Source organism: Methylobacterium sp. C33D (assembly GCF_053345825.1).
Genome location: NZ_JBKFAV010000001.1, coordinates 63,115 through 76,956, shown reverse-complemented (window position 1 = coordinate 76,956; position 13,842 = coordinate 63,115). Strand labels below are relative to the sequence as shown.

Genomic DNA, 13,842 nt, shown 5'->3' with positions numbered 1-13,842 from the left:
GCGCGCGGCTAGCCCTCATCCTCGGAACGAGGGAGAGAGCACCATGGCGGATCACGACCGGGCCGGACTCGACGGGCTGATCACGCCGCCGCTGTCGCGGCGGGGCTTCGTGATGACGAGCCTGATGAGCGGCCTGACGCTCGCGACCACCCGCGTCGAGGCCCAGGTGATCCACACCGACAGCGCGGGCATCGAGGCCGGCGAGGTGAAGATCCCAGCGGCGGACGGCCCGATGCCGGCCTACCGGGCGGTTCCGGAGGGCGCCGGCCCCTTCCCGATCGTCTTGGTGATCGAGGAGATCTTCGGCGTCCACGAGTACATCAAGGACATCTGTCGTCGGCTCGCGAAGACCGGGTACTGTGCCGTGGCCCCGGAGCTCTACGCGCGCCAGGGCGATCTCTCGACCATGTCGGATCCCAAGCAGATCATCCGGGACGTCATCGCGAAGACGCCGGACGCGCAGTGGATCGGCGATCTCGACGCGACGGTGGCCTGGGCGGCCTCGGCGGCGAAGGGCGACCCGAACCGCCTCGGCGTCATGGGCTGGTGCCGCGGCGGGCGCGACGCGTGGCTCTACGCGGCGCATCGTCGCGACCTGAAGGCGGCCGTCGCCTGGTACGGGCCGATCGGCGGCGAGCGGACCGACATCCAGCCGCGCACCGCCGGCGACGTGGCGGCCGAGATCCACGCGCCGCTCCTCGCACTCTACGGCGGGGCCGATACCGGGATCCCCGTGGCAGCTGTCGAAGGCGCGCGCGATCGCGCCACGGCCGCGGGCAAGAGCGTCGAGCTCGTGATCTACCCGGACGCGCCGCACGGCTTCCACGCGGATTACCGTCCGAGCTACCGCCGCGAGGCCGCAGAGGACGGCTGGGCGCGCGCGCTGGCCTTCCTGAAGTCGCACGGTGTCGGCTGAATTAGACGCATCAAGACGCCCGATCGGGCGCGTTCCGCGTCGGCTGTGTTACTCAAGACACGGCCACAACTTCACAATCGTGCAAGGATCCAAGGAGGATCTGTGCCCGCGCGGGTCTGGCCCTTCGCGGCGCTCGGGCGTTGAACCGATCGAAGCGACCGCCGTTCAGCCCCTGTAGAGTGTCCTGGTCCATGAGCGATTCGGTACAGCCTGGCCAGAAGCCCGTGATCCTCGTCGTGGAGGACCAGCCCGACGAGCGCTTCCTGGCGGCCACGCTGCTGGAGGATACCGGCTTCACGGTGATCGAGGCCGAGACAGCCGATCGGGCCCTGGCGATCCTCAACGATCGCGCCGACGAGGTCAGCGTCGTGTTCTCGGACGTGCGCACGCCGGGCCCGATCGGCGGCTTCGAGCTCGCGCGGATCATCGGCGTGACTTGGCCGCGCGTGCGGGTCCTCCTCACCTCGGGGGATGCGGGCGACCAGCCGAGCGACCTGCGCGTCTCCGCCACCTTCATCCCGAAGCCCTGGCGCGCCGAGGATATCCTCGCCTGGGTGGAGCAGGCCGCGGGCCGGCCCTCCACGGGTTCCGGACCGTCCGTTATCGGACCGGGCGGCAAAATTATCCCGTCCGGGTTGGAAACCTGAGGCGGCCTCTCAGTTGTACGGCACTCCGGAGCGCGCCGCGCCCGGACTTGCCCAGTGCAGTTGATCCACGACGCCGCCATGAAGATTGTCCCAGCCAATCATGCCGATTCTCTCCGTAAACCCGGCGCGCGGGACACGGTGGAATCCGCCGTTCTCGACACGGTCCGCGAGGGTCTGCTCAGCGTCTACGGTGCCGCGGATCGCGACGTTCCGGCCGATCTGGCGGCCCTGGCGCGACGGCTCGACCGTCCTGGTCTTGCTGGCTGCAGCCACGCATAGATTCCACCGCCGAGCCAAACGGGAGACTGGCCAGCGGGTCGCCAAGACGAAAGAATCTGCTATTCAGCGCATTCTGACCTGCCGACGCAGTGCGTCTCTCAGTCGAGTCCTGGATGCGTCTCACAGTTCTTCGCGGATCGCTCGCCGCCGCCGCGATCATGACCCTGGCCGGTCTCGTGTCCGTTCAGGCGGCGACGCCGCCGGCCCAGCCCGCCGATGGCGCGGGCGGTGTCGGTGACCGCAAGGCGACGGTGACCAAACGGCTGCTCGGACGCGGCACCGCCTCCACCTACGCATTCTACGCCGCGGGCGCGGCGCCCGAGGCGGGGCGTCCGGTCGCGATCTTTCTGCACGGATGGGGTGCGGTCAATCCGCAGAGCTACGGAGGCTGGATCGATCATCTCGTCCGCCAGGGCTGGCTCGTCCTCTACCCGCGCTTCCAAGAGGTGAACCGGACCCGCCCGGCCGACGCCCCTGCCATCGCCGAATCCCTCGTCAAGGCGGCCCTCGCCGAGATCGCGACGGACGGCGAGGCCAAGCCCGACCTCGGCCGCGTCGCCATGATCGGCCACCTCGCCGGGGCGCCGCTCGCCATGGATCTGGCGGCCGCCGCCAAGGCGCAGGGCCTTCCGGTGCCGAAGCTGATCTTCGCGGTGACGCCCGGCGGCATCGCCAGCGGTCCGAAATCCCGCGGCATCGCCCTCGCCGACCTGTCGACGATCGATCCCGCCACGGTGATCGTGACCATGGTCGGCGACAAGGACACCCGCGCCGCCGATCTCGCGGCCAAGCGCCTCCTGCGCGAGGCGAGCGCCGTCCCGCTGGAGCGGAAGCTCTTCGTGCGGGCCCTCTCGGACGATCACGGCTTCCCGGCCCTGACGGCGACCCTGGCGGCCCCGGCGGGGGTGGACACGGCCTTCGACGGCGGCGCCATCAAGCCCGGTCCGGAGCCCAGGGACGCGCCCAAGGATGCCGCGAAGCCGCCGCCGTTCCGCTGGTCCGCCGACATGGCGCTGACCGGCGAGCAGCAGACCCTGGTTTCGCAGATCAATCTCGCCCGGGTCGACGCGCTCGACTATCTCGGTTTCTGGAAGACCTTCGACCTCGCCGCCGCGGCGGCCTTCGCCGGGTCTGACGCGACGGCGCTGAAGAACAATCCGCGCCTCGCCGACATGGAGCGCTGGAGCGACGGCTGGCCGGTGAAGCGGCTCGCGGTCGAGACGCCGCGCCCCACGCCGGCCGCGCAGGCCGGGGCGCCGGCGCCCGCCAGCCGTAAGCGCTGAGACCGGACGCCTCGACAGCTTGGCCTTGGCGCGAGGCTTGCTAATCTCTCCCCGTTCGACACGGGAGGGAGATCATGCCCGAGTTCGTCGCCAGCCTGCTCGCCGCCGCGGCCTTCTGCCTGACGTTGCTCGCGCTGAACGCGCTGACACGGCTGGTGATCCAGGCGCATCTGGCCCCCTCGGATCTCGGCGAGACCGGCTTCTTGCAGGTCGGCGGCGCGCTCCTGATGGCCCGGGCCGCCTACCGCCGGGCGCCCCAGCGCCGCCCGGGCTGACGCTCAGCGCAGGAACGTGCCGAACGAGCGCGGTCCGTTGCCGGTCGGGATGGTCGCCAGAATCTTGAGCGACTTCGCGTCGAGGACGCTCAGCGTGTTGTCGCCCCAGTTGGCGACGTAGAGGCGGCCGTCGGGATCCGCGGCGATCCCTTCCGGGTGGTCGCCGACATCGACGTCGGCGATGGGCTTGAGCGTGGCGAGATCGAAGGCTGTGACGCTGCCGGCATACTGGTCCGTGACGAAGCCCCGTCCCCCGGCGAGGGCGATCACATAGGGCCGGCGGCCGGTCGGGATGCGGCCGATCTCGCGACCCGCCTTGAGATCCAGGACCGAGACGTCGTCGCCGGTCACGTTGGCCGTGTAGGCGCGACCCGCCGCGGCATCGAGCGTGATGCCGAACGGATGCTGCCCCACCGGGATGACCTTGGTCTCCCGTCGGCTCGCGGCGTCAACGACCGAGACCGTGTCGGCCTCGCGGTTGGCGACGACGAGCGTCGCGCCGTCGGGGCTGACGGCGATCCCCGACGGCGAGGCGCCCACCGCGATCTCGCCGTCCGGCACCAGGGTACCGTCGCGCTCGGTCAGCACGAACAGGCGGTGTCCGTACCAGTCGGCCACGTAGACCGTCCCGCCCCGCGGGTCGGCCGCGACGCCGAGCGGACCGCCGGGCAGCGGTACCTCGGACAGGATCTTGCCGGCGTCGAGGTCGAGGATGGCGAGACCGTGCCCCTCCGGGCGCGTGACGTAGGCGCGCCGGCGATCGGGCGAGAGGGCGATCCCGGCCGGGGCCCCGTCGACGGGGATGCGGCGCACCACCTTCCCGGCGGCCAGGTCGACGATCTCGACCGCGCCGCCGAGCTGGGCGGTGACGATGGCCTCCCGGGCCGGTTCGGCGCGGGAGGCAGTCGCCGCGAGGACGAGGCCGACGGCGAGGGCCGCGCGGCCCCGGGCCGGGCTCAAGAGCCCTTCTCGACCTTGGCTTTCAGGTTGGCGAGGCTCGCCTTGATCCAGTCGCCGACGCCCTTCTCGGAGGCCTCGTCGTTCAGCTCCGGGGGCGGATCGTTGTTCATGTAGCCGCGGTAGAAGGCGGCCTTCCACTCGACCTTCGACTTGGTGTTGCCCTCGGGCTCGACCGTGATCGTCGCAGAGTAGTCGTTGGCCGGAAGGTCCTTCACGTCGACCTTATCGATGTAGTACGAGAACAGCTTGTCCTCGGGCTTGTACTTGTTGCTGGTCTCGAAAATCTGGTCGCCGTTCTTGAGCGTCAGCACGCGCTTGAACTTGCCGGCCGGGTCGCCGGTCAGCTCGGTCTTGGTCACGTTCTGCATCCAGTCGGCATTCTTCAGGTCACCGACGACCGCCCAGACCTTGTCGGCGGGGGCGTTGATCTCGATCGACTCGGTGATCTTGCGCCGGGTCGGGCCGTGGGCCTGCGCGGTCGCCGCCACCAGGGCCGCCGTGGCCGCCAGGGCCAGGGTAATTTTCTTCATCTTGTCCTTCTCCTCCCGCCCTCAGCGGTCGTCGCGATCGAGGACGCGCGCCTCGGGGCCGAGCGCCGCCGCGACCTTGTCCTCGATCCAACCCCAGGCCTCCCGCTCGTGCGGTCCCGCGGTCTTGCCGATGGCGATGGCGAGGTAGGCCATCTCCGTCAACACCTTGTCGGGCTCCAGCATGTGGAGCCGGGTCGAAAGAATGGCGGCCTCCAGGACAGCCGCCTGCGCGCGGTTGTAGCCGATGAACGGCGCGTGCGCGGCGCTGTGGACCATCCGGCCGCGGAAGCGCGGCCGGGTCTCGTGGGCCTCGACGGCGGCCACCGCGAACTCCGCGTGGCCGAAACTGTCGGCGAGGCGGCGGCCCTCGATCGCCGCGCACGGCAGCGTCGGCCATTCGCGCCGGCCCGTGACCGCGCCGGCGATCACGCGGATGTCGCGCGGGCTCGAGGCCGCGAAGCAGGGATTCGCCTCCAGGTTGGCGATGGTCGGCGACGGCCGGAACGGCGCGAGGACGTAGCCCTCCGCCTCGCCGATCAGCCCGAACGGGACGAGGTGCAGTTCCCCCTCCGGGGACACGGTCGTGACTATGGTCTCGAGGATCAACGGCATGGGCTCACGCCTTGTCGGCGGCGACGAGGCGCCCGCAGACCAGCTTCGCCGGCGGGTCCTGCGGGCGCTCGGGCGCGATGGCGGCGCGCGCCTCGGAATCCGGGATCGTCTCCGGCGGGATCGCGCCGGCCTCCGGCCCGACGAGGCGGGCGTCGCGCGTGCCGGGCGGCGGCGCGTCGGGTCCGGAATGGCGGGTGTGGCCCGCCTTCTTGAAGGCTGTGGCGTCCTCGACGTCGGCGTCGGCCGCGCAGCCCCAGTCGAGCGCCTCGTCCTGGACGTAGCGCTTGCCGAGCCGCCACGCCGTCTCGGCCTTGGCGAGTTCGGCGCCGAGATAGAAGGCGTGGGCGCCGTCGCTCGCCACGTCGAGGTCGGGGAAGAAGGCCATCGCGTCTGTGCCGACCCTGTGGATGTCGCGGTTGTAGAGGTGGATCCCGTCCTCGGCGATCACGATCCGGTAATTCGGGTCGCGCACCTCGGCGGCGGCCTGGGCGATCTCGTCGGCGGTCTGCACGAACGGGCGCTTGTCGTGGAGGGCGAGCAGCGCCCGGCCGTAGCCCTTCGGCAGTGCCGAATCGGCCTTGGCCGCGTACATGACCCGCCGGGCGGCGTCGTGCTCCTCGACGGTGCGGCGGGTATGGTTCGAGACCTGCACGATCAGCACGTTGCGGATCGACAGTTCCGAGCACATGCCGACGAGCAGCGCGGTCACGCCGAGGGAGTCGGCCTCGGTCAGCTCGGTGAGGTTGCCGGTGCCCATCATCATGTCGATTTCGGGCCAGCGGGCGCGGGTGTCGCGGTAGCGCGCGATCGAGTCGACGAAGCCGTGGTGGATCGGCTCGAGGATCGGGTCCGCCAGGAACGGCCGACCCGCCTTCAGCAGGCGCGCGATCGCGCGATCGAGGGAGGGCAGGTCGTCCGGCCGCATCGGCACCAGGACCGGTACCGCGTCGGTCTCGAAGGCGAGATCGAGGGTCTCCTCGTTCAGGCTCAGCAGGAAGTCGGCGCCGGCGCCGGCGCCCCGGACCAGTTCCTCGCGGGAGAAGGAATCGACGCTGACCTTCAGGCCGGCGCTCTTCAAAGCCCGCACGGAGTCCTCCAGGTGCGGGAAGGGGGTATCGGGCAGGCCGCCGAGATCGATGACGTCGGCGCCGCGTCCGGCGAGATCGAGCCCCTTGGCGAGGATCTGCTCGACGCTCATCTTCGACGCGTCCACGATCTCCGAGAAGATCCGGAGATCGTGCCGGGACAGGTCGACCTTGCGGGCGGTCAGGCCGAGCCACGCCGGCAGGTCGACCACTTCGTCGGGTCCGCGCTCCACGGGGACGCCGAAATGCGCCGCGAGATGCTCGGGATTGGCCCGGCACCGGCCCGGCAGGACGACCCGCGTGGCTCCCTCGGGAAGCACGACCCGCCGGCAAATGATCTCCTCGGTCATGAGCGCCGCGACCTTCACGCCGGCATCCGCGATGCTCCAGTGCAAGGTCTTCGGGAGCCCAGCCGCGACCTTCTCGAGCCGCGCCCGGGCGAGGCGGCCGGTGACGAAGACGATGTGCTCGGCGGTGCTCACGCGGCGGCCCTCGTCTCGACCGCGACGCGGCGGTGCGGTCCCCAGATCTCGATCGTCCCCCCGAAACCGGCCGCGAAGCCCGGGAAGGCCCCGTCCACGATCCCGTCCCGGGCCAGCGCGCCGGGGTCGAGGCCCGGCGGCGCGTCGACGGATTTCACCAGGACGCAGCGCTCCGCCCCGACCCGCGCGGCGAGCCAGAGGGCGAGGCTGTCCGAGGTGACGTCCCACGTCTCGGGGATGTCCGGGTGGCCGGCCCGGAGCGCGCGCGGGTTCCAAACCCGGAGCCGCGCGGGCGCGGTCTCCGCCCAGGGCTCCAGGCTCTGCACGAGCCGCGGCTCGATCCCGCGGAAGATGCCGGCCGCGTCGCTCATGGCGTCGAGCGCCCGGCGATGGGCCTCGGCGTCGCCGAAGCGCTCCCGCGCCTGCGCGGCCCGGACGGCGTCCGCGAAGGCGCCACCGCCCGGCACCACGATGCAGCGCCCGTGCGCGCCGTCGCCGATCGCCTCCAGCAGGGCGCGGCGGCGGTGCGGATCCGCCTCGAGGCTGCCGCCGATCTTGATGACCGTGGTCACGCCGCGTCCTGACGGCTGGGCCGCAGGGCGCGCAGCGCCTCGGCCACGCGCAGGGGATCGATCCCGTTGCGGCGGTCGAAATCCCGGCACAGGCCGCCGCGGAAGCCGAGATAATCCGGCCGGTGGGCGCGGAGTCCGGGGATATCGACGACCCGCAGCGACCCGGCGAGGCCGCTCATCAGGCCGTGCGCCCGGCAGGCGGCGGTGAAGGCCGAGAGATCGGAGGGGCCTGCGAGGTCGGGCAGGCGGGCGCCGGTCTTGCCGGCGGTGTCGATCATGGCGCCGGCGAAGCCGGCCGCCGCCAGGGCGGGCACGTGCGGCGCCGCCGGCCCGTCCTCGGCGAACAGCACGGCGATCAGCCGGCCCGGCGCCGCCGCGACGCGCTCCACCAGGGCCGCCGCGTCCCGGAGCTCGGCCGGCGCGAGGCCGACCTTCACCCAGTCGACGCCGGTCCGCGCCAGGGCGGCGATGGACGCGGCCGCCGGGTCGGCCACCGCGCTCGTCGCGGCGCCGCCGGACACGCGGGCGACGATCTCGCGCACGACGCCCTCATCCAGGGCGCCGAGCGCCCCGCGCTCGGGATCCTTGGCGTCGATCAGGTCGGCGCCCGCGAGGCGGGCGGCCTCGGCCTCGGCCGGGTCGCGGACGCTGACGAGGAGCCGGGGCCGGGGGTATTGCGGGAGGGAGGACGCGGGCACGAAACACTCGGACTTGAACGGGCGGTCTCACGACTTCCCGGGCAGCGGCTCGGCGAGCAGGCGGTTCTTCACCACCCACCGCATCGCGTGCGCCCAGGTATCGTCTGTGTCGGCCCGGATCGTCACCTGCCCGCCGCGCACCACCTTGCCGGTATCGGCCTCGGCGATCGAGACGCTCAGGTTGAAGATCTGACCGGACCCCTTCTCCACATAACCGGTCACGACGAGGTCCGCACCCAGGCTCTTGGCGATGTCCGCCGCGCACCCGTTGCATTTGTAGAGCGGCCCGTCCTTCGCCACGACGTCCGCCTTGGGCGCGGTGTCGACGATCTCCAGCCCGGCCTTGTCGCGCAGCGCGTTGCGCAGCTCGTCGGTGACGAGGGTGAGTTTCCGGGCGTCCACCGGCCGCGTCCGGGTCCCGTATGAGGCGCCGGGATCGAACAGCTCGACCGGGAACACGGCGGCCTTCTCGCCGGCGCTGGCGGTGCCGGGCAGGGCGGCCCACAGCGCGGCGGCGCCGCAGGCGAGCACGGCGCGGAGAGACGTGTGGCGCATCGGCGGGAGCTTCCTCTCGAGGCGTTCGACCGCCCGAGGCGGCGTCGTTCCCCGCATAGGTCGGGCGAAGGGACAATTTGGCAATGTACTTCCGCGCCCGCCTATCCCACGACGGTAACGTGAACGTCGGGACGACACGCCGCGGTTGAGCGGCCTGAGCGGAAGCTGGTAGAGGCCGCCCACATGCACCATCCTGCACCCGACACGGCCCCGCGGCGCGAGACGCGCCTGTCCTGGCTGCGCGCCGCCTTCCTCGCGCTGGCCCTCGCCCCGGCGGCGGCGAGGGCCGAGGAACCGGCGCCAACCGCGGCTTCGCAGCCGGCCCAGACCGCGGCTCCGCAGGCGCTCGAGACCCATATCGGGCTGATCTACCGGCCGCAGCCCGCCCCATCCTCGTACGACGCCGAGGCGGCGCCGGAGGACGAGGGCTTGGCCGGCGCCAAGATGGGCATCGCCGACAACAACACCACCGGCCGCTTCACGAAGCAGACCTACGTCCTCGACGAAGTCGCCCTGACCGACGACAAGCCGGACGCCGTAGCGGCCGCCAAGGATCTGATCGGCAAGGGCGTGCGCTACTTGGTCCTGGCACTCCCCGCCGACGCCGTCCTGGCCGTGGCCGACGCCGTCAAGGACACGGGCGCGGTCGTCCTCAATGCGGGGGCGCCCGACGACCGCCTGCGCGGCGCCGAGTGCCGCGCCAACGTGTTCCACATCCTGCCGTCGCGGGCGATGCTGACGGACGCCCTGGCGCAGTACCTGACGGTGATGCGCTGGCGGAAGCTCTTCCTGATCGTCGGCCCGACCGACGCCGACAAGGCGTACGCCGACGCGATGCGCAACTCGGCGCGGAAGTTCGCGCTGAAGATCACCGCCGAGAAGCCCTGGACCTTCGGGCCCCTCGCCAAGGCGCGCGGCGACACGCCGACCCGGGCGGAGGCGATGGTCTTCACCCGGGGCCTCGACTACGACATGGCCATCGTCGCCGACGAAGAGGGCGACTGGGGCGACTACGTGCCCTACCGCACCGTCGATCCGCGGCCCGTCGGCGGCACGCAGGCGCTGACCCCGACGACCTGGTCGCCCGTGCTGGAGACCTGGGGCGCCGCGCAGGCCCAGAACAGGTTCCGGCGGCTCGCCTCGCGGCTGATGCGCCCGCTGGACTACCAAGTCTGGGCCGCGGTGCGGACGGTCGGTGAGGCCGTCACGGCCAAGAAGACAAACGATCCGGCCGTGATCGCGCCGTACCTCGTCGAGCCCGCCTTCACGCTGCCGGCCTACAAGGGTGTGCCGCTGAGCTTCCGGCCCTGGGACCACCAGCTCCGGCAGGCGATCATCGTGGTGCAGCCCAAGGCGCTGGTCTCCGTCGCGCCCGAGCAGGGATTCCTGCACCAGCGCACGCCCCTCGACACGCTGGGCGTCGACCTCCCGGAGACCACCTGCAAGTTCAGATGAGTCCGCGGCCTGCGGCGATGGCGAGCGGCCAAAGCCCTCGCAACGCGCGGGAATCGCACTACAAACGTCTCCCGAGAACGTCCGCCCAGGGCGCCGGGCCGTCGCAAGGGAAGGAAACCGTATGAGCCGCCGCGTCGAGGCATGTCTGAGTGGGGTCGCCCTCGGTGCGTGGTTCGCCCTGTGCGGGCCGGCCGCCGCCTTCACTGCCTATGTCACGAACGAGAAGGGCAACTCGGTCAGCGTCATCGACACCGACACGATGGCCGTGACGGCGACGTGGAAGGTCGGCCGGCGCCCGCGCGGGGTCACCGTCTCGAAGGATGGCAAGGAGCTGTTCGTCTGCGCGAGCGACGACGACCGGATCGACGTGCTCGACACGAGCACCGGCAAGGTGGTGCGCTCGCTGCGCTCCGGGCCGGATCCGGAGCAGTTCATCCTCGACGCGTCCGGGAACCCGCTCTACGTCGCGAACGAGGACGACAGCCAAGTCACGATCATCGACATCGAGAAGAACAAGGTGCTCGCCGAGGTGCCGGTGGGCGTGGAGCCGGAGGGGATGGGCCTGTCGCCGGACGGGAAGATCCTGGTCAACACCTCCGAGACGACCAACATGGCCCACTTCATCGACACGAAGACCTTCCAGGTCATCGACAACGTGCTGGTCGACGCCCGGCCGCGCTTCGCCGAGTTCACCGCCGACGGCAAGTTCCTGTGGGTCTCCGCGGAGGTCGGCGGAACGGTGAGCGTGATCGACGTCGCCCAGCGCCGCGTCATCAAGAAGATCACCTTCAAGATCCCGAGCGTGAACGACGAGGCGATTCAGCCGGTGGGCATCCGGATCACCAAGGACGGCAGCAAAGCCTTCGTGGCCCTGGGCCCGGCGAACCGCGTCGCCGTGATCGACGCCAAGACCTACGCGGTCGAGAAGTACCTGCCTGTCGGCCAGCGCGTCTGGCAGCTGGCCTTCACGCCGGACCAGAAGCAGCTGTTCACCACGAACGGCACCTCCAACGACGTCTCGGTGATCGACGTCGCCGCCGAGAAGGTGGTGAAGAGCATCCCGGTCGGGCTCCTGCCCTGGGGCGTGGCGATCTCGCCGAACTGATCCGCGCGACCTACGGGCGCCGAGCGAGGACGGCCGCTGACCTAGCGGCCATAGGGTGGAACACGACATGACGCGCATGTTTCGAACGGCGGCCCTCGGCCTGGCAGGGCTGCTCGCCGCGGCACCGGCCAGTGCCCTTGACCTGACGAAGAAGCGGGAGAACTTGCCCGACCTGGTCCTGGGCGACGATCAGGGCAACGATTTCGTAGTTGAGAACAAGGACATCACGCTGGAATCGGGGAAGGCCTACCGGCTGCGGATCGTCGCGAAGGGGCGCCAGGAATACAAGTTCTACGCGCCGGAGTTCTTTCGCTACATCTGGTTCAACCAGATCGTGATCGAGCACAAGGAGATCCACGGCGGCGGCCCGCCCGATCACCTCGAGTTCGACGATCCCGGCGAGATCGCGATCGAGTTCGTCGCGATCAAGCCCGGCACCTACACGTGGTCGGTGCACGGCCTGGAATCCAAGGGCATGACCGGCACGCTGACGGTGAAGTGATGCGCATCCTCCTGCTCTCCGCCTGCCTGCTCGCCGCCGGCCCGGCCGTCGCGGCCGACGACGCCTCGTCCTGCGCCGAGGGCATCACGATGATCCGCGACGCGCTGGCCCTGAACCCGCCCGAGACGGCGGTGCCGAAGCTCAAGAAGGCCCTGCGGGTCGCCGAGCGGGAGCAGAAGGAGGGCGAGTTCGACGAGTGCCTCGACGCCGTGGCCGACGCCCGGAAGGTGCTGGGCCGATGAGCGCCCCCGAGCCGGCGGCGCTCCTGATCGAGCATGTCGGCCACAAGTTCGGCGCCCGCGCCGCGCTGGACGACGTCTCGATCACGGTGGAGCGCGGGCACTTCGCCGCGCTGCTGGGACCGAACGGCGCCGGCAAGACGACGCTGTTCTCGGTCATCACCCGGCTCTACAACAACCAGACGGGACGGGTCTCGATCTTCGGCCACGCCCTCGATCGCGAGCCGTCTCGGGCGCTGGCCCGGCTCGGCGTCGTGTTCCAGGCCCGCACGCTCGACACCGATCTCACTGTCGAGCAGAACCTCCTCTACCACGCGAGCCTGCACGGCATCGCCCGCGCTGCCGCGAAGCTGCGCGTCGGCGAGTTGCTCGACCGCGTCGGTCTGGCGGACCGGCGCCACGACAAGGTGCGCACGCTCTCGGGCGGCCAGTCGCGCCGGATCGAGATCGCCCGCTCGCTGATCCACCGCCCCGATCTGCTGCTCCTCGACGAGCCCACCGTGGGCCTCGACCTCGAGTCGCGGGCCGACATCGTGGCGATCGTCCGCGCCCTGGTGCGGGAGGAGGGCTTGTCGGTGCTCTGGGCGACCCACATCTTCGAGGAGATCGCGGACGACGACGACGCCGTGGTGCTGCACCGGGGCCGGATCGTCGCCCGGGGCCGCGCCGGCGGGATCGGCAGGCCCGGCGAGGCCCTCGCCGACGCGTTCCGCCGCCTGGTTGCCGAGCCGGGGAGGGCGGCGGCATGACCCATCCGACGCCCCTCACGACACGGCTCGACGCCGCCGCGCCGCGCGATCGGGCCGAGCGGATCGGCCGGCTCGACGCGGTCGGCTACCTGATCTGCCTGGGCGGCATCGTCCGCCGCGAGCTGCTGCGTTTCTTCAATCAGAAGGAGCGGTTCTTCTCGGCGCTGGTGCGGCCGCTGGTCTGGCTTTTCATCTTCGCGGCCGGCTTCCGCAACACGCTCGGCGTGTCCATCGAGCCGCCCTACCAGACCTACGTGCTGTACGAGGTCTACGTGGTGCCGGGCCTCGCCGTGATGATCCAGCTGTTCAACGGCATGCAGTCGTCGCTGTCGATGGTCTACGACCGCGAGGTCGGCTCGATGAAGGTGCTGCTGACCTCGCCTTACCCGCGCTGGCTCCTCCTCCTCGCCAAGCTGATCGCCGGCGTCGCCGTCTCGATCGTGCAGGCCTACGCGTTCCTGGCCGTGGCGTATTTCTGGGAGAGCGACATCCCGTGGCTCGGCTACCTGACGGCCCTGCCGGCCTTCCTGGCCACCGGCCTCATGCTCGGGGCGATCGGACTGTTCCTGTCCTCGCTGGTCCGCCAGCTGGAGAACTTCGCCAGCGTAATGAACTTCGTGATCTTCCCGATGTTCTTCGCCTCGTCGGCCCTCTACCCCCTGTGGCGGATCCGGGAATCCTCCGAGACCCTGTACTGGATCTGCGAGCTGAATCCGTTCAGCCACGCCGTCCAGCTCGTCCGCTACGCCCTCTACGTCCAGTTCGAGCCGGTCGCCTGCGCCGTGGTGGTGGGCGTGGGGCTCGCCTTCTTCGGCATGGCGGTGGTCGCCTACGACCCCGGCCGCGGCATCATGGCCCGGCGCGGCGGCCCGGCCGGCGACAACACCTGATGGAGTCC

18 protein-coding genes are annotated in these 13,842 nt (G+C 70.9%); 10 read left to right on the top strand and 8 right to left on the bottom strand.

The window, feature by feature from the left end; genetic code table 11:
• Positions 1 to 43 precede the first annotated feature (43 nt).
• Positions 44 to 916, top strand: coding sequence for a dienelactone hydrolase family protein (locus tag ACLBXO_RS00440; RefSeq protein WP_331318071.1), 873 nt, complete (start codon positions 44 to 46; stop codon positions 914 to 916).
• A 191-nt stretch (positions 917 to 1,107) separates the two neighbouring features.
• Positions 1,108 to 1,563, top strand: a complete 456-nt coding sequence (locus ACLBXO_RS00435; RefSeq protein ID WP_012319685.1) for a response regulator — start codon at positions 1,108 to 1,110, stop codon at positions 1,561 to 1,563.
• A 9-nt stretch (positions 1,564 to 1,572) separates the two neighbouring features.
• On the opposite strand, the gene ACLBXO_RS00430 is transcribed toward ACLBXO_RS00435, so the two are convergent.
• On the bottom strand, positions 1,573 to 1,836 hold the full coding sequence (locus ACLBXO_RS00430) for a hypothetical protein (RefSeq protein WP_447684138.1): 264 nt from the start codon (positions 1,834 to 1,836) through the stop codon (positions 1,573 to 1,575).
• A gap of 119 nt (positions 1,837 to 1,955) precedes the next feature.
• Between ACLBXO_RS00430 and ACLBXO_RS00425 the strand changes: the two genes are divergently transcribed.
• On the top strand, positions 1,956 to 3,125 hold the full coding sequence (locus ACLBXO_RS00425; protein ID WP_447684137.1) for an alpha/beta hydrolase: 1,170 nt from the start codon (positions 1,956 to 1,958) through the stop codon (positions 3,123 to 3,125).
• 74 nt (positions 3,126 to 3,199) lie between these two features.
• Positions 3,200 to 3,400, top strand: a complete 201-nt coding sequence (locus tag ACLBXO_RS00420; protein WP_331318076.1) for a hypothetical protein — start codon at positions 3,200 to 3,202, stop codon at positions 3,398 to 3,400.
• Positions 3,401 to 3,403: 3 nt separating this feature from the next.
• Here the strand turns inward: ACLBXO_RS00420 and ACLBXO_RS00415 are convergent, their stop codons facing one another.
• Genes ACLBXO_RS00415 through ACLBXO_RS00385 form a run of 7 tightly spaced genes read right to left on the bottom strand, consistent with a single transcriptional unit; the run spans position 3,404 to position 8,894 of the window.
• Positions 3,404 to 4,360, bottom strand: coding sequence for a YncE family protein (locus ACLBXO_RS00415; protein WP_447684136.1), 957 nt, complete (start codon positions 4,358 to 4,360; stop codon positions 3,404 to 3,406).
• On the bottom strand, positions 4,357 to 4,890 hold the full coding sequence (locus ACLBXO_RS00410) for an SRPBCC family protein (RefSeq protein WP_331318079.1): 534 nt from the start codon (positions 4,888 to 4,890) through the stop codon (positions 4,357 to 4,359). Before ACLBXO_RS00410 ends, ACLBXO_RS00415 begins: the two co-directional genes overlap by 4 nt.
• 21 nt (positions 4,891 to 4,911) lie before the next feature.
• Complete coding sequence (locus ACLBXO_RS00405; RefSeq protein WP_447684135.1) at positions 4,912 to 5,502, bottom strand: DUF447 domain-containing protein; 591 nt, start codon at positions 5,500 to 5,502, stop codon at positions 4,912 to 4,914.
• A 4-nt stretch (positions 5,503 to 5,506) separates the two neighbouring features.
• On the bottom strand, positions 5,507 to 7,069 hold the full coding sequence (locus tag ACLBXO_RS00400; protein WP_447684134.1) for a DUF6513 domain-containing protein: 1,563 nt from the start codon (positions 7,067 to 7,069) through the stop codon (positions 5,507 to 5,509).
• Positions 7,066 to 7,641: an amino acid kinase family protein gene (locus ACLBXO_RS00395; protein WP_331318085.1), complete on the bottom strand. Its 576-nt coding sequence runs from the start codon at positions 7,639 to 7,641 to the stop codon at positions 7,066 to 7,068. The genes ACLBXO_RS00400 and ACLBXO_RS00395 overlap by 4 nt, the downstream gene beginning before the upstream one ends.
• Entirely contained in the window at positions 7,638 to 8,339 is a 702-nt protein-coding gene (locus tag ACLBXO_RS00390) for a (5-formylfuran-3-yl)methyl phosphate synthase (protein ID WP_447684133.1), read from the bottom strand. Before ACLBXO_RS00390 ends, ACLBXO_RS00395 begins: the two co-directional genes overlap by 4 nt.
• Positions 8,340 to 8,366: 27 nt before the next feature.
• A complete protein-coding gene (locus ACLBXO_RS00385) occupies positions 8,367 to 8,894 on the bottom strand; it encodes a DUF3280 domain-containing protein (protein WP_331318087.1) in 528 nt (175 codons plus the stop codon).
• 183 nt (positions 8,895 to 9,077) lie between these two features.
• Between ACLBXO_RS00385 and ACLBXO_RS00380 the strand changes: the two genes are divergently transcribed.
• The 6 genes from ACLBXO_RS00380 (at position 9,078) to ACLBXO_RS00355 (ending at position 13,834) form a co-directional block, all read left to right on the top strand.
• The gene (locus tag ACLBXO_RS00380) at positions 9,078 to 10,349 is read left to right on the top strand and encodes an ABC transporter substrate-binding protein (protein ID WP_331318088.1); all 1,272 of its coding nucleotides are present in this window, start codon (positions 9,078 to 9,080) and stop codon (positions 10,347 to 10,349) included.
• Positions 10,350 to 10,470: 121 nt separating this feature from the next.
• Positions 10,471 to 11,454 carry a YVTN family beta-propeller repeat protein gene (locus ACLBXO_RS00375; protein ID WP_331318089.1) on the top strand — a complete coding sequence of 328 codons (984 nt, stop codon included), beginning with the start codon at positions 10,471 to 10,473 and terminating at the stop codon, positions 11,452 to 11,454.
• A 67-nt stretch (positions 11,455 to 11,521) separates the two neighbouring features.
• The gene (locus tag ACLBXO_RS00370) at positions 11,522 to 11,956 is read left to right on the top strand and encodes a hypothetical protein (protein ID WP_081636452.1); all 435 of its coding nucleotides are present in this window, start codon (positions 11,522 to 11,524) and stop codon (positions 11,954 to 11,956) included.
• On the top strand, positions 11,956 to 12,198 hold the full coding sequence (locus ACLBXO_RS00365) for a hypothetical protein (RefSeq protein WP_331318090.1): 243 nt from the start codon (positions 11,956 to 11,958) through the stop codon (positions 12,196 to 12,198). The genes ACLBXO_RS00370 and ACLBXO_RS00365 overlap by 1 nt, the downstream gene beginning before the upstream one ends.
• Entirely contained in the window at positions 12,195 to 12,944 is a 750-nt protein-coding gene (locus ACLBXO_RS00360) for an ABC transporter ATP-binding protein (protein ID WP_331318091.1), read from the top strand. The genes ACLBXO_RS00365 and ACLBXO_RS00360 overlap by 4 nt, the downstream gene beginning before the upstream one ends.
• Positions 12,941 to 13,834 carry an ABC transporter permease gene (locus ACLBXO_RS00355; protein WP_331318092.1) on the top strand — a complete coding sequence of 298 codons (894 nt, stop codon included), beginning with the start codon at positions 12,941 to 12,943 and terminating at the stop codon, positions 13,832 to 13,834. Before ACLBXO_RS00360 ends, ACLBXO_RS00355 begins: the two co-directional genes overlap by 4 nt.
• Positions 13,835 to 13,842: the final 8 nt, after the last annotated feature.